The organism is Vibrio sp. 1151_11 (genome assembly GCF_029478525.1).
GTDB lineage: Bacteria > Pseudomonadota > Gammaproteobacteria > Enterobacterales > Vibrionaceae > Vibrio > Vibrio anguillarum.
On record NZ_SHMN01000021.1, the window covers coordinates 62,640 to 75,867 of the forward strand.

Below are 13,228 nucleotides of genomic sequence, written 5' to 3' on the forward strand. Positions count from 1 at the left end.
CGCCAATGACCTATAGGAAAAATGGGCTAGGTTGGAACAAGGCTTCCACATCGGGCACGTACTTTTTATCCACTAAGAACATCACCACGTGATCATCTTGCTCGATAATAGTGCGGTCATGGGCGATTAACACTTCTTCACCACGCACAATCGCGCCAATGGTTGTGCCCGGTGGCAGTTTAATATCACCCACTGCGCGTCCCACCACTTTAGAGGTGTTTTGGTCGCCATGTGCAATTGCCTCAATCGCTTCTGCCGCGCCACGGCGTAGCGAAGAGACGTTAACGATATCGGCACGACGTACGTGAGTCAGCAGTGCGGAAATGGTGGCTTGTTGGGGTGAAATCGCGACATCAATCACGCCGCCTTGTACGAGGTCGACATACGCGCCACGCTGGATAAGTACCATCACTTTTTTCGCGCCCATACGCTTGGCGAGCATGGCGGACATGATGTTGGTTTCATCTTCGTTGGTGAGCGCAATAAATACATCGACTTGGTCGATGTTCTCTTCGGCTAGCAGCTCTTGGTCCGCTGCATCACCACAAAATACTATGGTGTTTTCTAACTCTTCCGATAACTGCTCTGCACGTGGGTAATTACGCTCAATCAGTTTAACGCTGTAGCTGTGCTCTAAACGTTTAGCTAAGCTTGCCCCAATGTTACCCCCGCCAACAATCATGATACGACGATAGGTTTTTTCCAGCCGCTGTAGCTCACTCATGACCGAGCGAATATGATTACTGGCTGCCACGAAGAACACTTCATCGTCAGCTTCAATAATGGTAGTGCCTTGCGGGCGAATCGGCCGACCTTGGCGGAAAATGGCCGCGACGCGGGTATCAATGTGCGGCATGTGTTCACGTAGCGCTGAAAGAGCATTACCCACCAATGGCCCGCCGTAGTAAGCTTTCACAGCCACTAGGCTCACTTTCTCTTCGGCAAAACTCACTACTTGCAGTGCGCCGGGGTATTGGATCAACCGTTCAATATAGCTCGTCACTAGCTCTTCAGGGGCAATGAGGTGATCCACCGGGATCGCGCCTGACTGAAACAAAGTCTCTTTTTCAAGCAGATATTCAGGAGAACGAATACGCGCAATTCGGTTGGGCGTATTAAACAAAGAGAACGCCACCTGGCATGCCGCCATGTTGGTTTCGTCGGTATTGGTGACCGCAACCAGCATGTCCGCGTCCTGTGCGCCCGCTTCACGCAGTACATCAGGGTGGCTGGCGTGGCCATGAATCACCCGCAAATCGTACTTGTCTTGCAGCTCGCGCAAGCGGTCACTATTTTTGTCGACAATGGTGATGTCATTGTTCTCGCCGACCAAGTTTTCGGCCAGTGTGCCACCGACCTGACCTGCACCAAGAATAATGATTTTCATACTCTGTTCTCTTTCTACCTGCCGAATATCGGCCACTGAAAAGGCAGCAATAATGCTGCCAATGTGCGTCGAATTTACGCTTGTTTGGTTAATACTGCGTAGTAAAAACCGTCCATATCTTCTTCTCCGGGGAGTATCTGACGCCCCGGCTGCTCACGATCGGAACCCACTAATTGAGCGTTATGAGTTCGTTCTAAGAAGGCTTTGACCTGCAAGCTGTTTTCTTGTGGAGTGACTGAGCAGGTCGCGTAAACCATAGTGCCACCGACTTTTAATTGCTTCCACATTGCGTCCAGTATTTCGCTTTGTAATTGAGCCAATGCCTCAATATCGCTACCACGACGTAGCCATTTGATGTCTGGATGACGGCGAATAACCCCAGTGGCAGAGCAAGGTGCATCTAATAAAATTCGGTCAAATTGTTCGCCATGCCACCACTCTTCAGGGTAACGAGCATCACCGCAGATCACATCAGCGCGAAGTTGCAGGCGTTCTAAGTTGTCATAGACGCGTTCAAGGCGGGTTGCATCGCTGTCAATCGCAACCACTTCAGTATCGTGTGTGTGTTCCAAGATGTGCGCGGTTTTACCCCCTGGGGCGGCGCAGCAATCTAAAATCAGCTCGCCTGCTTTAGGTTGAAGGTAGTCAATCGCTAACTGCGCAGCGGCATCTTGCACCGATACCCAACCACGATCAAAACCGGGTAAAAGCGTTACATCGCAAGGTGCAGCGAGTTTTATTGCGTCGGCGGCGTGAGAGTGCACGCTGCACTCGATATTTTCGCTAGCTAGTAGTGCAAGATATTCATCACGAGTGTGGTGCTGACGGTTGACGCGCAACCACATTGGCGCTTTTTGATTGTTCGCTTGCACAACCGTTTCCCACTGTTCTGGGTACGCTTGTTGTAACAGTTTAAGTAGCCAACTTGGGTGGCCATATTTGCCTGCGTTGTGGCTAACGGCGATAGCGTCCAGTGCTTCTTGATCGCGCAAGTAGCTGCGCAATACGGCGTTGATTAGCCCACCTAAATTTTCACCGCGCAATGTTTTAGTGCCTTCAACCGTCTCGGCTACTGCGGCGTGAGCGGGAATGCGCATAAAGCTCAATTGGTAGATACCAACTAAAATAAGATGGTGAAAAACCCGCTTTTTCCCTTTCAGTGGGTTGTCCATTAGCTCATTGGCAATGGATTCCAAACGAGGCAAATAACGCAAAGCCCCATAGCAGATCTCTTGCAACAGAGCGTGGTCTCTTGGGCGGATGGTTTTTTGCGCCGCAGGAAGTGCGTGAGAAAGTGAGTGGCCTTTATCAACCACTTGAAACAACACGTTAGCCGCAGCTGCGCGAACATTCATAGAAGTACCGACTTTAAATAAATGAAAATCAATGAGGGCATCTCTGCCCTCGTTAAGGTTTAGCTAAGTTGTGTGCCGACTTCAAACCAGCTTGCGCGCGAATTGAGAATGTCTTGCACTGACATCGCTTTTTTGCCCGGCACCTGCAACTGCTCAAGCACCAGTAAGCCGTTGCCGGTTGCCACATAAATACCCGATTTATCGGCTTGAACAATCGTGCCTGCAGGGTGGTCGCTGGTTTGTGCTTCAACGCGACTTTGCCACACTTTAATGCTGTTCTCAGCCACATAAAAATGGCTCATTGGCCATGGATTAAAAGCACGCACGCAGCGTTCAATAAAAGCAGCATCCGCTGACCAATCGATTTTGGCTTCTTCTTTGCTAAGTTTTTGTGCGTAGTTAGCCAATGTATCATCTTGTTGAGTGGCAATCGCTTTGCCACTAGCGATATCGGCGATGCATTCTACCAACGCTTGTGGGCCTAACTCGGCCAGTTTGTCATACATAGAAGCGCTGGTGTCTGTTGCCTCAATCGGCAGCTTAGCAATTTTTAGCATATCGCCCGTATCTAGGCCGACATCCATTTGCATGATGGTTACACCCGTTTCACTGTCTCCCGCCCAGATCGAGCGTTGGATCGGTGCGGCACCACGCCACCGTGGCAGAATGGAACCGTGTACGTTAATACAGCCAAGCCTTGGCATATCAAGTACGGCTTTCGGTAGCAGTAATCCGTAGGCGACCACTACCATTAAATCCGCGTTGAGATCGGCGAGCGCTTGCTTGGCTTCGTCGCTCTTAAAGTTCTCTGGTTGATACACAGCAATATTGTGCTCAACGGCCATCTGTTTCACTGGGCTGGCGGTCAGTTTTTTACCGCGCCCTGCCGGGCTATCTGGTTTAGTGTACACCGCGATAACCTCATGCTCCGAAGACAACAACGCCGCCAAATGACGGGCGGCGAAGTCCGGAGTACCTGCAAACACAATGCGTAATGATTGGCTCAAGGTAACCTCACTTAAGTTAGTTTTTTTCGTTATAGCGTTTGATTTTCTCTAGCTTATCTCTAATACGCTTACGCTTTAATGGCGAAAGGTAATCCACAAACAATTTGCCTTGTAAGTGATCAAGCTCGTGTTGAACACAAATGGCTAAAAGGTCATCCGCTTCAAATGAGAATTCGTTGCCATCACGATCTAACGCTTTGACTGTGACTTCTGCTGCGCGAGGAACAAGGGCGCGTGAGCCCGGGACCGACAGACAGCCTTCTTCAATGCCATCTTCACCGCGTTTCTCTAAGATTTCAGGGTTAATCAGAACCATTGGCTGGTCGCGACTCTCTGAAATATCGATCACAACGATGCGTTGGTGAATATCGACTTGCGTTGCGGCAAGGCCGATACCGTCCTCGTCGTACATAGTCTCAATCATGTCATCGACGATTTTTTGGATCTCAGGTGTCACTTTCTCTACCGGTTTTGCCACGGTACGAAGACGATCATCTGGGAATGTTAATACTTGTAATACAGACATATACACTCGAAATATTGAACTGTGCCGAAACAGCTTAAAGCTTGTTGGCTCAATTCTAGACATTTTATGACCCAAATGACAGCATCCAAATGTTAATAATCTGATTCATCCTTACTTATTTCGGCCAAGGAACAGAGGTCATGTTACGATTTATTCGTTATTTAGTGTGTGTGTTTTTACCGTTGTCACTGGTCGTTAATGCGTTGGCGGCGGAAGATATGGCGCTTACCGTCAAAGCAAATGCCCCGCAGACATACACGGTCGTCAAAGGAGATACCTTGTGGGATATTTCTGCGCTCTATCTTGATAACCCATGGTTGTGGCCACGTTTATGGCAAATTAACCCAGAGATCGATAACCCGCATTTGATTTATCCCGGCGATAAGCTGACCTTAGTCTGGCGTAACGGACAGCCAGTGTTGAGTTTAAAACCTATGGTCAAGTTGAGTCCGAAAGTGCGTGTGCTTGAGAAAAAAGCGGTTCCGACGGTGCAAGAGGGATTAGTGTTGCCGTATCTGCATACGGATCGCTTACTGGATAAGCAAACATTACAAGAAAGCCAGCGTGTGCTCGGTGCCAGCGACGGTAAACAATATCTGACGGCGCAAGATACGCTCTACATAAGCGGGCAACAGACTCACCCCAAATGGGGTATTTATCGTGAAATTGCTGAGTTTTCTCGTCATGATGCTGCCGCGAAAAATAAAACTATGGTTGCTTTGCGTTTGATTGCTTCTGGTGAATTAGTCTCCGCCGATGAGGCTTTTAGCGGGCTAACCATCACCGCACAGCAACAAGAGATAAGAGTCAATGATATTGCCCTGCCTGAAGTGGGCGTCGAAACCTTAATGCTTTCAACCACTTTTTTCCCATCGCCATCGCGACTACAAGCTGAAACGCATATCCTCGGATCGTTGGAGGGTAGTGAGTATTCGGCGCAGAATCAGGTAGTTGTGATCGATAAAGGCCTTGCAGATCAACTGCGTCAAGGGACGATGTTTGATTTGATTCAAGCCGGTTCTAAAGTATCTGGAAAGAGAGGACAGCACCAACAGAACCTTGATGAAACCCTGCAATTACCAAGCAGCTTGGTGGGCAGTTTGATGGTCATTCGACCTTATGAACATTTTAGTTTGGCTTTGATTACCGATAGCCTCGTGCCGATTGGTAAAAGTGTAATCGCGGTTTCGCCGCTCAAACCAGAGCTAACAATCGAGCTAAATGAACAAGCCGATACGGATCCGATGGTTAAGGATGATACCGTAAGCTGATGGAGCAGAACGAATTAGCGGCGTGGCTAGCATTCAGCTTTGTGCCCAAATTGGGTGGCAAGAAACTTTCTCGCCTTGCTAGCGTCGCTTCTCTTGCTCATTTAATTGACTATTCCGAGCGGGAGTTAGCCGCGTTGGGTCTAGTTCAAGAGCAAATCCGTTATCTGCGCGAGACGGCCCCTCAAGAAGTTGAAGAATGCCTAAGTTGGCAGCAAGCTAATGAGTCTCATCATATCCTTACTCCATTTTGCGATGGTTATCCTTCTTTACTAAAAGAAATTGCTACCGCACCTCCGGTTTTATTTGTCAAAGGACGAATAACAGCACTCTCTGATCCGCAAATGGCGATCGTCGGCAGTCGTAATGCGAGCCCTGATGGCCAACGAGTTGCTCATCAGTTTGCGCGAGAATTTGTGCAACAGGGCTTACTTGTCACCAGTGGTTTGGCATTAGGTATTGATGGACATGCTCATGACGGTGCGTTGCAAGCGGGTGGTGAGACGATAGCCGTGCTCGGTTCGGGCCTTGAATCTATTTACCCAGCGCGACATAAAAAATTAGCGCAACGGGTGATGGAAAGCGGAGCATTAGTCTCGGAATTTCGTCCCAAAGCCAAACCAAGGCCAGATAACTTTCCGCGGCGAAATCGTATTATCAGCGGGTTAGCTGTTGGTGTTTTAGTGGTGGAAGCGGCGGAGAAAAGTGGCTCGTTGATCACGGCGCGCTATGCGGCTGAGCAAGGGCGAGATGTGTTTGTTATTCCGGGCTCCATTGCTAACCCAAATTGCCACGGTAGTAATCAACTTATTCGTTGTGGGGCGTGCTTGGTGCAAAACAGTGAACAAGTATTATCTGAAATCGGCACCTTAGTAGACTGGTCATTGCGCCAAAAGCAGCCTCAACCTGATTTATTTTCTGTACAGAGCGATCAGCAATTGCCATTTGCTGAACTGTTAGCTAACGTAGGAGTAGAGGCTACGCCTGTTGATATTCTTGCGAGCAGGACCCATATACCTGTCCATGAAGTCATGATGCAGCTTTTAGAACTTGAGCTTTCAGGTCATGTTGTTGCCGTTTCTGGCGGCTATATTCGTAAGGGGAAGGGTTAGCTATGATGATGGATATATTGATGTATCTATTTGAAACCTACGTCCATAGCGATGTAGATTTGCAAGTCGATCAAGATGAGCTTGAAGATGAATTGCTTCGAGCCGGTTTTCACCAGAAAGATATCTATAAGGCCCTGAATTGGTTAGAAGAGCTTGCGGCATTGCAACAAACCGATGCTCATTCAGCGATGGCAACCAGTGCTGCGACTTCGATGCGAATGTACACAGCACAAGAGATGGACAGGCTGGATCTTGAAAGCCGAGGTTTTTTATTGTTCCTTGAACAAGTGAAAGTATTAACCCCTGAAATTCGTGAAATGGTGATTGATCGAGTGATGGGTTTAGAAACCAATGAATTTGAATTGGATGACTTAAAGTGGATCATTTTGATGGTGCTATTTAATGTACCGGGAAATGAAAATGCTTACACGCTTATGGAAGAGCTGCTATACACCAAAGATCAAGGTATTTTGCATTGATTGCAGCCGTTCGTTTAGTTGAGCATTATGAGTCGTAAAACCGAGTCCCCCCTTTTTTCTGCGCATGGACAAGCGCTGCAGCATGAGCCTTGTCCGCAATGTGGTGGCCAATTACAGCTTCGTCAGGGTAAGCATGGGCTGTTTTTAGGCTGTAACCATTATCCCAATTGTGACTATATTAAGCCGCTGCAGCAAAATGATGGTCATATCGTTAAGGAGTTGGGTGTGCCATGCCCAGAGTGTGGCCATGAATTAGTGTTACGCCAAGGTCGTTATGGCATGTTTATCGGGTGTAGTCATTATCCGCATTGCCACCATATCCAAGATACAGATTCCCCTGCAGACAATGTTCCTCAGTCAAAACAGCTTTGTCCTGAATGTTTGAAAGGCCATTTAGTGGAGCGAAAAACGCGCCATGGTAAAACTTTTCATGCTTGCGATAATTACCCTAAATGCAAGTTTGCCGTTAATCAGCAACCTGTTGCCGGTAAATGCGAAAAATGTGGGTTCGGATTATTGATAGAGAAAAAACTCGCCAGTGGTATTAAGCTGCAATGTGCTGATCGAAAATGTGGTCATATTCAATCCGCCACAGAGTAAAGTGACGGCATATGAAAATGGCACATTGAACGTGCCATTTTTTATCCGTATTTATCGTCAATTAGGTTTGTTTTAGAGAGTCGGTTTGAGCGCTTGAACAAAATGGTGCAAGGCTGGATACGTTGTCGCATCAAGTACTTCAGCCAAGCGACAGAGCGTTCGTTGCAACTGCGCGTTGTAATCTGCACTGACATTAATATGGCCCATTTTGCGCCCAGCACGTTTCTCTTTGCCATACCAATGAATGTGGCAGCCTTCAATCGCCATCACGGCTTCTGGTAAATTGTCCTCACCCAAAATATTAATCATCGCGGTTGGGCGAAGTAACTTCGTGCTGCCTAAAGGTAAGCCACATACTGCGCGAAGGTGATTCTCAAATTGACAGGTTTCTGCGCCTTGCTGTGTCCAGTGACCAGAGTTATGGACTCGTGGTGCAATTTCATTCACCAACAATGTTCCCTGCACATCAAAAAACTCGAGCGCTAGCACACCGACATAATTGAGACGAGCGGCAACCGAGGTAAACATCGACAGTGCTTGCTCTTGCAAGGCTGGGTCATCTATCGCCGTTGATAAACTTAGTACACCGTTAATGTGCACATTTTCTGCCAGCGGGTAAACCGCGATGCTGCCATCTTTGGCACGCGCGCCGACTAAGGAGACTTCACGATCAAAGGGGACAAACTGCTCTGCCACTATCGCTTGAGTCGGAGTGGCTTGGATACAGGCTTCCATTTCTGGCCAAATGAGCTCTGCTTGTGAAGCTTCTTTTAAACGCCATTGCCCCTTTCCGTCATAGCCACCAAGTGCACTTTTTAGAACCATAGGCAGGCCGATGTTAGTTATCGCGGCATCTAAATCTTCACGAGTATTAATGACAAAGTATTGGGCATTTTTTGCGTTGGCTTCATCGAGTAGCGCTTTTTCAAGACGGCGATCGCCTCCGGCTTTAATGGCTTCGACGCTAGGAAGAAACTTACCACTTTGCTCACAAACGGTGAGAATTTCATGGGGAATATGCTCAAATTCAGCAGTAATGACATCCGCTTGTTTGATCGCATTATCTAAACCATGACCAGTGATGTGTAATGTCAAAGGATGGACGATGTTACCGCTGCCCACATCAAAAGCGGAGATTTGAATGTTCAGAGGAGCGCCAGCCAGCGCCATCATGCGTGCCAGTTGCCCAGCGCCCAAGACTAAAACGTGCATAGTATCAATCCTCTGCAGGGTTAGGGTGGCTCAACACCGCTTCAGTTTGTGCTAAACGAAATGCTTCCACTTTTGCCATGACGGCCTCATCACTGGTGCCGATGATTTGCGCGGCAAGCAACCCAGCATTGGCCGCGCCTGCTTCTCCAATAGCTAAGGTGCCCACCGCAATCCCTTTTGGCATTTGCACAATCGAGAGTAAAGAGTCCATCCCTTTGAGTGCCTTTGACTGAACGGGAACGCCAAGTACCGGTAAGCTAGTAAACGCTGCCGTCATGCCCGGCAGGTGTGCGGCTCCGCCTGCGCCAGCTATGATGACTTTAAGGCCGCGTTTTCTTGCGCTGGTGGCGTAATCGGCAAGAAGTTGAGGTGTGCGGTGAGCAGAGACAACTTTGGTTTCGTATGCCACACCAAATTGATCCAACATGTCAGCAGCTAGCTTCATTGTGGGCCAATCGGATTTTGAACCCATGATAATTCCGACTTTCATCTCAAACTCCTTAATACTTCTAAAAATGGGGTGAGCGGGATAATTTGCGCGCATTATACGAGTATTTTTTCCTTAGGAAAACGTTTGCGTCAGCTTAATTGTGGAATTGATACATTTTATAAACAAATAGCTTTAGCCAGTTTTCAACGAAGTTTGTACACTTAGCCGCACTGTATTAAAGAAACCGATGGACAGTTTTTGTGAATAACTTTGAACACACTTTGCAGGCTCTACGTGACGGTGAAGTAATTGCCTACCCAACGGAAGGCGTGTTTGGGGTTGGGTGTGACCCAGATAACCCGCAAGCCATTCAGAAGCTCTTAGCGCTCAAGCAGCGTCCTATGGAAAAGGGGTTGATTTTAATTGCGGCCTCTTACGAACAATTGCTTCCTTATATTGATGAGAGCCAGTTGACATCAGAGCAGCTCGCACGAGTACATGCCACCTGGCCTGGCCCTGTGACATGGATAATGCCGACAAGTGATAAAGTCTCTACTTGGGTGAGTGGACAATTTGATTCGATAGCCGTACGTGTGACAGATCATCCTTTAGTGCAAAAGCTATGCAATGCGTTTGGAAAACCATTAACCTCGACCAGTGCGAATTTAAGTGGTCTTGCACCTTGCCTGACAACGGAAGAAGTTGAATCGCAACTGGGTGAGCAACTGGTTGCGATTTTAGATGGTCAAACCGGTGGTCGAAATAAGCCCAGTGAAATTCGTGACGCGAAAACCTCACAAGTATTAAGACAGGGTTAACCCTGCTAAGGAAGCAAGCGATGCCAACCATTGATAAGCAAGCCGTCAAACAATTTTTGCTTGAGCTGCAAGATTCCATTTGCCAGCAACTTGAACAAGCGGATGGCCAAGCACTGTTTGAAGAAGATGCATGGCATCGCGAACCGAGTGAGCGTTTGGGAGGCGGTGGGCGAACTCGAGTGATGAAAGAAGGCCGTGTTTTTGAACAAGGCGGCGTGAATTTCTCACATGTGCAAGGGCAGCAAATGCCCGCTTCAGCGACCGCGCATCGCCCTGAATTAGCTGGACGTCATTTTGAAGCGATGGGGGTTTCTTTGGTGATGCATCCAAACAATCCCTATGTTCCGACTTCTCATGCCAATGTTCGTTTCTTCATCGCTGAAAAAGAAGGCGAAGATCCTATCTGGTGGTTTGGCGGAGGATTTGACTTAACGCCTTTCTATCCGTTTGAAGAAGATGCTCAATCATGGCATGCCACAGCGAAAGCACTGTGTGTTCCTTTTGGTGAAAAAGTGTATGCCGAACATAAATCGTGGTGCGATGAGTATTTCTTCCTCCCTCATCGCAATGAAACGCGCGGTATTGGTGGCCTATTTTTCGATGATTTAAACGCTTGGGGATTTGAGCGCTGTTTTGCTTATATGCAAGCTGTCGGTAAAGGATACACCGCTGCGTATTTGCCGATTGTTGAACGTCGCCAAGCGATGGAGTACGGTGACAGAGAGCGCCAGTTTCAACTTTATCGCCGTGGTCGCTATGTAGAGTTCAACTTAGTGTATGATCGCGGCACATTGTTTGGTTTGCAAAGTGGCGGTCGAACGGAATCGATTTTAATGTCGATGCCGCCATTAGCTCGTTGGCAATATCGTTATCAAGCGGAAGAGGGCAGCGCAGAGGCGAAATTAAACACCTTCTTGCTGCCGAGGGAGTGGTGACAGCGGTACATTTTCAATGATAGGGGCGCCGAGGTGGCCCTGTTAATTATCGAGAGGCAAGGATATGGCTCAGCACATTGATCAATATGCAGTATTTGGTAATCCGATTGGGCACAGTAAGTCGCCGATGATCCACACACTTTTTGCACGGCAAACCAGTCAGGAAATGCACTATACCGCTCAACTCGCGGCTCTAGATGGCTTTAAACAAGCGGCTGAAACCTTTTTTGCCTCCGGTGGCCGAGGGTGCAACATTACCGTGCCTTTTAAAGAAGAAGCGTATCAGTTTGCGGATCGATTAACCGAGCGAGCTCAACTTGCAGGCGCGGTCAATACACTGAAAAAATTAGATGATGGCGAAATTATTGGTGATAACACCGATGGAGAAGGGCTGGTTCAAGATCTACTTCAGTACCAAGTGCCACTACGAGATGCTTCCATTTTAGTGATTGGTGCTGGCGGCGCGGCGCGCGGCGTGATTAAGCCCTTACTCGATCAGCACCCTACAAGTATCGTGATTACCAACCGCACCTTTGCAAAAGCCGAGCAGCTCGCCACGCTTTTTAGTCCCTTTGGCGCGGTAAAAGCAATCGCGCTGGAAGAGATTAATCAGCATTTTGACCTCATCATTAACTCGACCTCGGCTAGTTTAGATGGTGAATTGCCAAATATCGCTCCGACGATCTTCAGTAAGAGCAGTGTTGCCTATGACATGATGTATGGCAAAGGATTAACAACATTCAATCAGTGGGCATTAAGTCATCATTGCGCTCATGCTTATGATGGTTTGGGGATGTTGGTTGGGCAAGCTGCGGAGAGCTTTATGCTATGGCGCGGACTCAGGCCGGGTTCTCGACAAATATTGAGAGAACTGAGAAAAAATCTAGAAGGCTAATCATGAATCAAGCGATTTTATTTCCTGACCGACAAACGTGGCACTCGGCAAGCCAAAGCGTACTTTTTCCTGCTCAACACGCGGGAGCTTTGCTCGAGTGTACGGTACACAAGTCAGTACTGAGCCATCTGTCTGGTGAAATGATTACTAACGGTGAGCAAGCTATTCAAGTTTTTGAACAATGGCGATTTGACCTTGAAGAGCTTGCTGAAAGCTTGATTGAAGATGAAGCGTTCAATTTAGATGGACAAATAGAGATTAAAGCTTAGTTAATGGCTTTCTTTGACACTCGTAAGATAGTCATTTTTGTTCTGCACATAGTTGTCGGAAGATTTAAGCAAAAAAGCTCGCTCTTTATCTGTTAGCGGGCGGATCTGTTTCACTGGGGATCCTACATAAAGATAGCCGCTAACCAATACCTTGTTTGGTGGCACTAAACTGCCAGCTCCAACCATCACCTCCGATTCAACGACTACGCCATCGAGCACAATTGCTCCCATGCCAATTAAGACTCGATCATGGATTACGCAACCATGCAGCATCACTTTATGGCCAATTGTGACGTCATCGCCAATAATAAGTGGAAAACCATCCGGGTTTTCGGTGTTTTTATGAGTCACGTGCAGTACGCTGCCATCTTGAATGTTGCTACGTTGGCCAATGTGAATATGGTTTACATCGCCTCTGACTGCAACCAATGGCCATATGCTGGAATCATCGCCTAAAACAATATCGCCAACCAACACCGAGCTACTATCTATATAGACGCGCTGTCCGATTTGTGGGGATATTCCTTTATAACTACGAATTGATGACATGCTCGTCTCCTTTAATAACTGACGCCATAAGATAAATTAAACAGAAATAGCGTCAAAACAACTCTTTTTGAATAAAAATTATCCCAACGAACAGAAAATCAAAAAAAACAGCAAAAAGGGGTTGCCAACGTGACGGCGATCTCTATAATGCCGCCTCACTGACACGGCACAGCCAGTAAGGGTTCAAGCCCAATTAGCCAGCCAATCAGTAGGTCAAATCGGTAAGACGAAATAATGTAAAAAAGTGTTTGACACTTTTCATTATCTCGCTAGAATGGCCGCCTCTTCAAAGGAAGCCTCGGCAACCCAGCGAAGAACGCTCTTTAACAATATAAACCTATCAATCTGTGTGGGCACTCGTTGATGATAATCAAAAAAGATTTATC

General features: G+C 47.6%; 15 protein-coding genes. 8 read left to right on the forward strand and 7 right to left on the reverse strand.

Features of this window, described 5'->3' with window-relative positions; all coding sequences use genetic code 11:
* Positions 1–10 precede the first annotated feature (10 nt).
* The 4 genes from trkA to def form a co-directional block, all read right to left on the reverse strand.
* Entirely contained in the window at positions 11–1,387 is a 1,377-nt protein-coding gene (gene trkA / locus EXZ60_RS14715; RefSeq protein ID WP_026027554.1) for a Trk system potassium transporter TrkA, read from the reverse strand.
* 74 nt (positions 1,388–1,461) lie between these two features.
* Complete coding sequence (gene rsmB, locus EXZ60_RS14720; protein ID WP_094125643.1) at positions 1,462–2,742, reverse strand: 16S rRNA (cytosine(967)-C(5))-methyltransferase RsmB; 1,281 nt, start codon at positions 2,740–2,742, stop codon at positions 1,462–1,464.
* A 59-nt stretch (positions 2,743–2,801) separates the two neighbouring features.
* Positions 2,802–3,749 (reverse strand): methionyl-tRNA formyltransferase, encoded by a 948-nt coding sequence (gene fmt / locus EXZ60_RS14725; protein ID WP_094123310.1) that lies wholly within the window; start codon positions 3,747–3,749, stop codon positions 2,802–2,804.
* A 16-nt stretch (positions 3,750–3,765) separates the two neighbouring features.
* Entirely contained in the window at positions 3,766–4,275 is a 510-nt protein-coding gene (gene def, locus EXZ60_RS14730) for a peptide deformylase (RefSeq protein ID WP_038148727.1), read from the reverse strand.
* A 140-nt stretch (positions 4,276–4,415) separates the two neighbouring features.
* Here def and EXZ60_RS14735 point away from each other — a divergent pair, with 140 nt between their 5' ends.
* The 4 genes from EXZ60_RS14735 to EXZ60_RS14750 are packed head-to-tail and all read left to right on the forward strand — an operon-like array spanning position 4,416 to position 7,734.
* On the forward strand, positions 4,416–5,546 hold the full coding sequence (locus EXZ60_RS14735; protein WP_277435900.1) for a LysM peptidoglycan-binding domain-containing protein: 1,131 nt from the start codon (positions 4,416–4,418) through the stop codon (positions 5,544–5,546).
* Positions 5,546–6,655, forward strand: a complete 1,110-nt coding sequence (gene dprA, locus EXZ60_RS14740) for a DNA-processing protein DprA (RefSeq protein WP_017043685.1) — start codon at positions 5,546–5,548, stop codon at positions 6,653–6,655. Before EXZ60_RS14735 ends, dprA begins: the two co-directional genes overlap by 1 nt.
* Before the next feature lie 2 nt (positions 6,656–6,657).
* The gene (locus EXZ60_RS14745; protein WP_013855530.1) at positions 6,658–7,134 is read left to right on the forward strand and encodes a DUF494 family protein; all 477 of its coding nucleotides are present in this window, start codon (positions 6,658–6,660) and stop codon (positions 7,132–7,134) included.
* A gap of 27 nt (positions 7,135–7,161) precedes the next feature.
* On the forward strand, positions 7,162–7,734 hold the full coding sequence (locus EXZ60_RS14750; protein ID WP_029189869.1) for a type I DNA topoisomerase: 573 nt from the start codon (positions 7,162–7,164) through the stop codon (positions 7,732–7,734).
* Positions 7,735–7,806: 72 nt separating this feature from the next.
* Here the strand turns inward: EXZ60_RS14750 and EXZ60_RS14755 are convergent, their stop codons facing one another.
* Positions 7,807–8,946: a 5-(carboxyamino)imidazole ribonucleotide synthase gene (locus tag EXZ60_RS14755; protein WP_094146993.1), complete on the reverse strand. Its 1,140-nt coding sequence runs from the start codon at positions 8,944–8,946 to the stop codon at positions 7,807–7,809.
* Between the two features lie 4 nt (positions 8,947–8,950).
* Positions 8,951–9,436 (reverse strand): 5-(carboxyamino)imidazole ribonucleotide mutase, encoded by a 486-nt coding sequence (purE, locus tag EXZ60_RS14760; protein WP_277435901.1) that lies wholly within the window; start codon positions 9,434–9,436, stop codon positions 8,951–8,953.
* Positions 9,437–9,636: 200 nt separating this feature from the next.
* On the opposite strand from purE, the gene EXZ60_RS14765 reads away from it, so the two are divergent.
* The 4 genes from EXZ60_RS14765 to EXZ60_RS14780 all read left to right on the forward strand — a co-directional run bounded on the left by EXZ60_RS14765 (position 9,637) and on the right by EXZ60_RS14780 (position 12,293).
* Positions 9,637–10,194, forward strand: a complete 558-nt coding sequence (locus tag EXZ60_RS14765) for an L-threonylcarbamoyladenylate synthase (protein ID WP_277435902.1) — start codon at positions 9,637–9,639, stop codon at positions 10,192–10,194.
* 20 nt (positions 10,195–10,214) lie between these two features.
* A complete protein-coding gene (gene hemF / locus EXZ60_RS14770; RefSeq protein ID WP_010319908.1) occupies positions 10,215–11,129 on the forward strand; it encodes an oxygen-dependent coproporphyrinogen oxidase in 915 nt (304 codons plus the stop codon).
* A gap of 64 nt (positions 11,130–11,193) precedes the next feature.
* Positions 11,194–12,024 carry a shikimate dehydrogenase gene (aroE, locus tag EXZ60_RS14775; protein ID WP_013855524.1) on the forward strand — a complete coding sequence of 277 codons (831 nt, stop codon included), beginning with the start codon at positions 11,194–11,196 and terminating at the stop codon, positions 12,022–12,024.
* 2 nt (positions 12,025–12,026) lie between these two features.
* The gene (locus EXZ60_RS14780; RefSeq protein ID WP_010319906.1) at positions 12,027–12,293 is read left to right on the forward strand and encodes a DUF1488 domain-containing protein; all 267 of its coding nucleotides are present in this window, start codon (positions 12,027–12,029) and stop codon (positions 12,291–12,293) included.
* Here EXZ60_RS14780 and EXZ60_RS14785 read toward each other — a convergent pair whose 3' ends face one another.
* Entirely contained in the window at positions 12,294–12,842 is a 549-nt protein-coding gene (locus EXZ60_RS14785) for a gamma carbonic anhydrase family protein (protein WP_208891737.1), read from the reverse strand.
* Positions 12,843–13,228 lie beyond the last annotated feature (386 nt).

Bases quoted from the DNA above. Each gene is read 5' to 3' on its own strand.
- trkA (WP_026027554.1), bottom strand. From the start codon at position 1,387: ATGAAAATCATTATTCTTGGTGCAGGTCAGGTCGGTGGCACACTGGCC.
- rsmB (WP_094125643.1), bottom strand. From the start codon at position 2,742: ATGAATGTTCGCGCAGCTGCGGCTAACGTGTTGTTTCAAGTGGTTGAT.
- def (WP_038148727.1), bottom strand. From the start codon at position 4,275: ATGTCTGTATTACAAGTATTAACATTCCCAGATGATCGTCTTCGTACC.
- EXZ60_RS14735 (WP_277435900.1), top strand. From the start codon at position 4,416: ATGTTACGATTTATTCGTTATTTAGTGTGTGTGTTTTTACCGTTGTCA.
- dprA (WP_017043685.1), top strand. From the start codon at position 5,546: ATGGAGCAGAACGAATTAGCGGCGTGGCTAGCATTCAGCTTTGTGCCC.
- EXZ60_RS14745 (WP_013855530.1), top strand. From the start codon at position 6,658: ATGATGATGGATATATTGATGTATCTATTTGAAACCTACGTCCATAGC.
- EXZ60_RS14750 (WP_029189869.1), top strand. From the start codon at position 7,162: ATGAGTCGTAAAACCGAGTCCCCCCTTTTTTCTGCGCATGGACAAGCG.
- EXZ60_RS14755 (WP_094146993.1), bottom strand. From the start codon at position 8,946: ATGCACGTTTTAGTCTTGGGCGCTGGGCAACTGGCACGCATGATGGCG.
- purE (WP_277435901.1), bottom strand. From the start codon at position 9,436: ATGAAAGTCGGAATTATCATGGGTTCAAAATCCGATTGGCCCACAATG.
- hemF (WP_010319908.1), top strand. From the start codon at position 10,215: ATGCCAACCATTGATAAGCAAGCCGTCAAACAATTTTTGCTTGAGCTG.
- aroE (WP_013855524.1), top strand. From the start codon at position 11,194: ATGGCTCAGCACATTGATCAATATGCAGTATTTGGTAATCCGATTGGG.
- EXZ60_RS14780 (WP_010319906.1), top strand. From the start codon at position 12,027: ATGAATCAAGCGATTTTATTTCCTGACCGACAAACGTGGCACTCGGCA.
- EXZ60_RS14785 (WP_208891737.1), bottom strand. From the start codon at position 12,842: ATGTCATCAATTCGTAGTTATAAAGGAATATCCCCACAAATCGGACAG.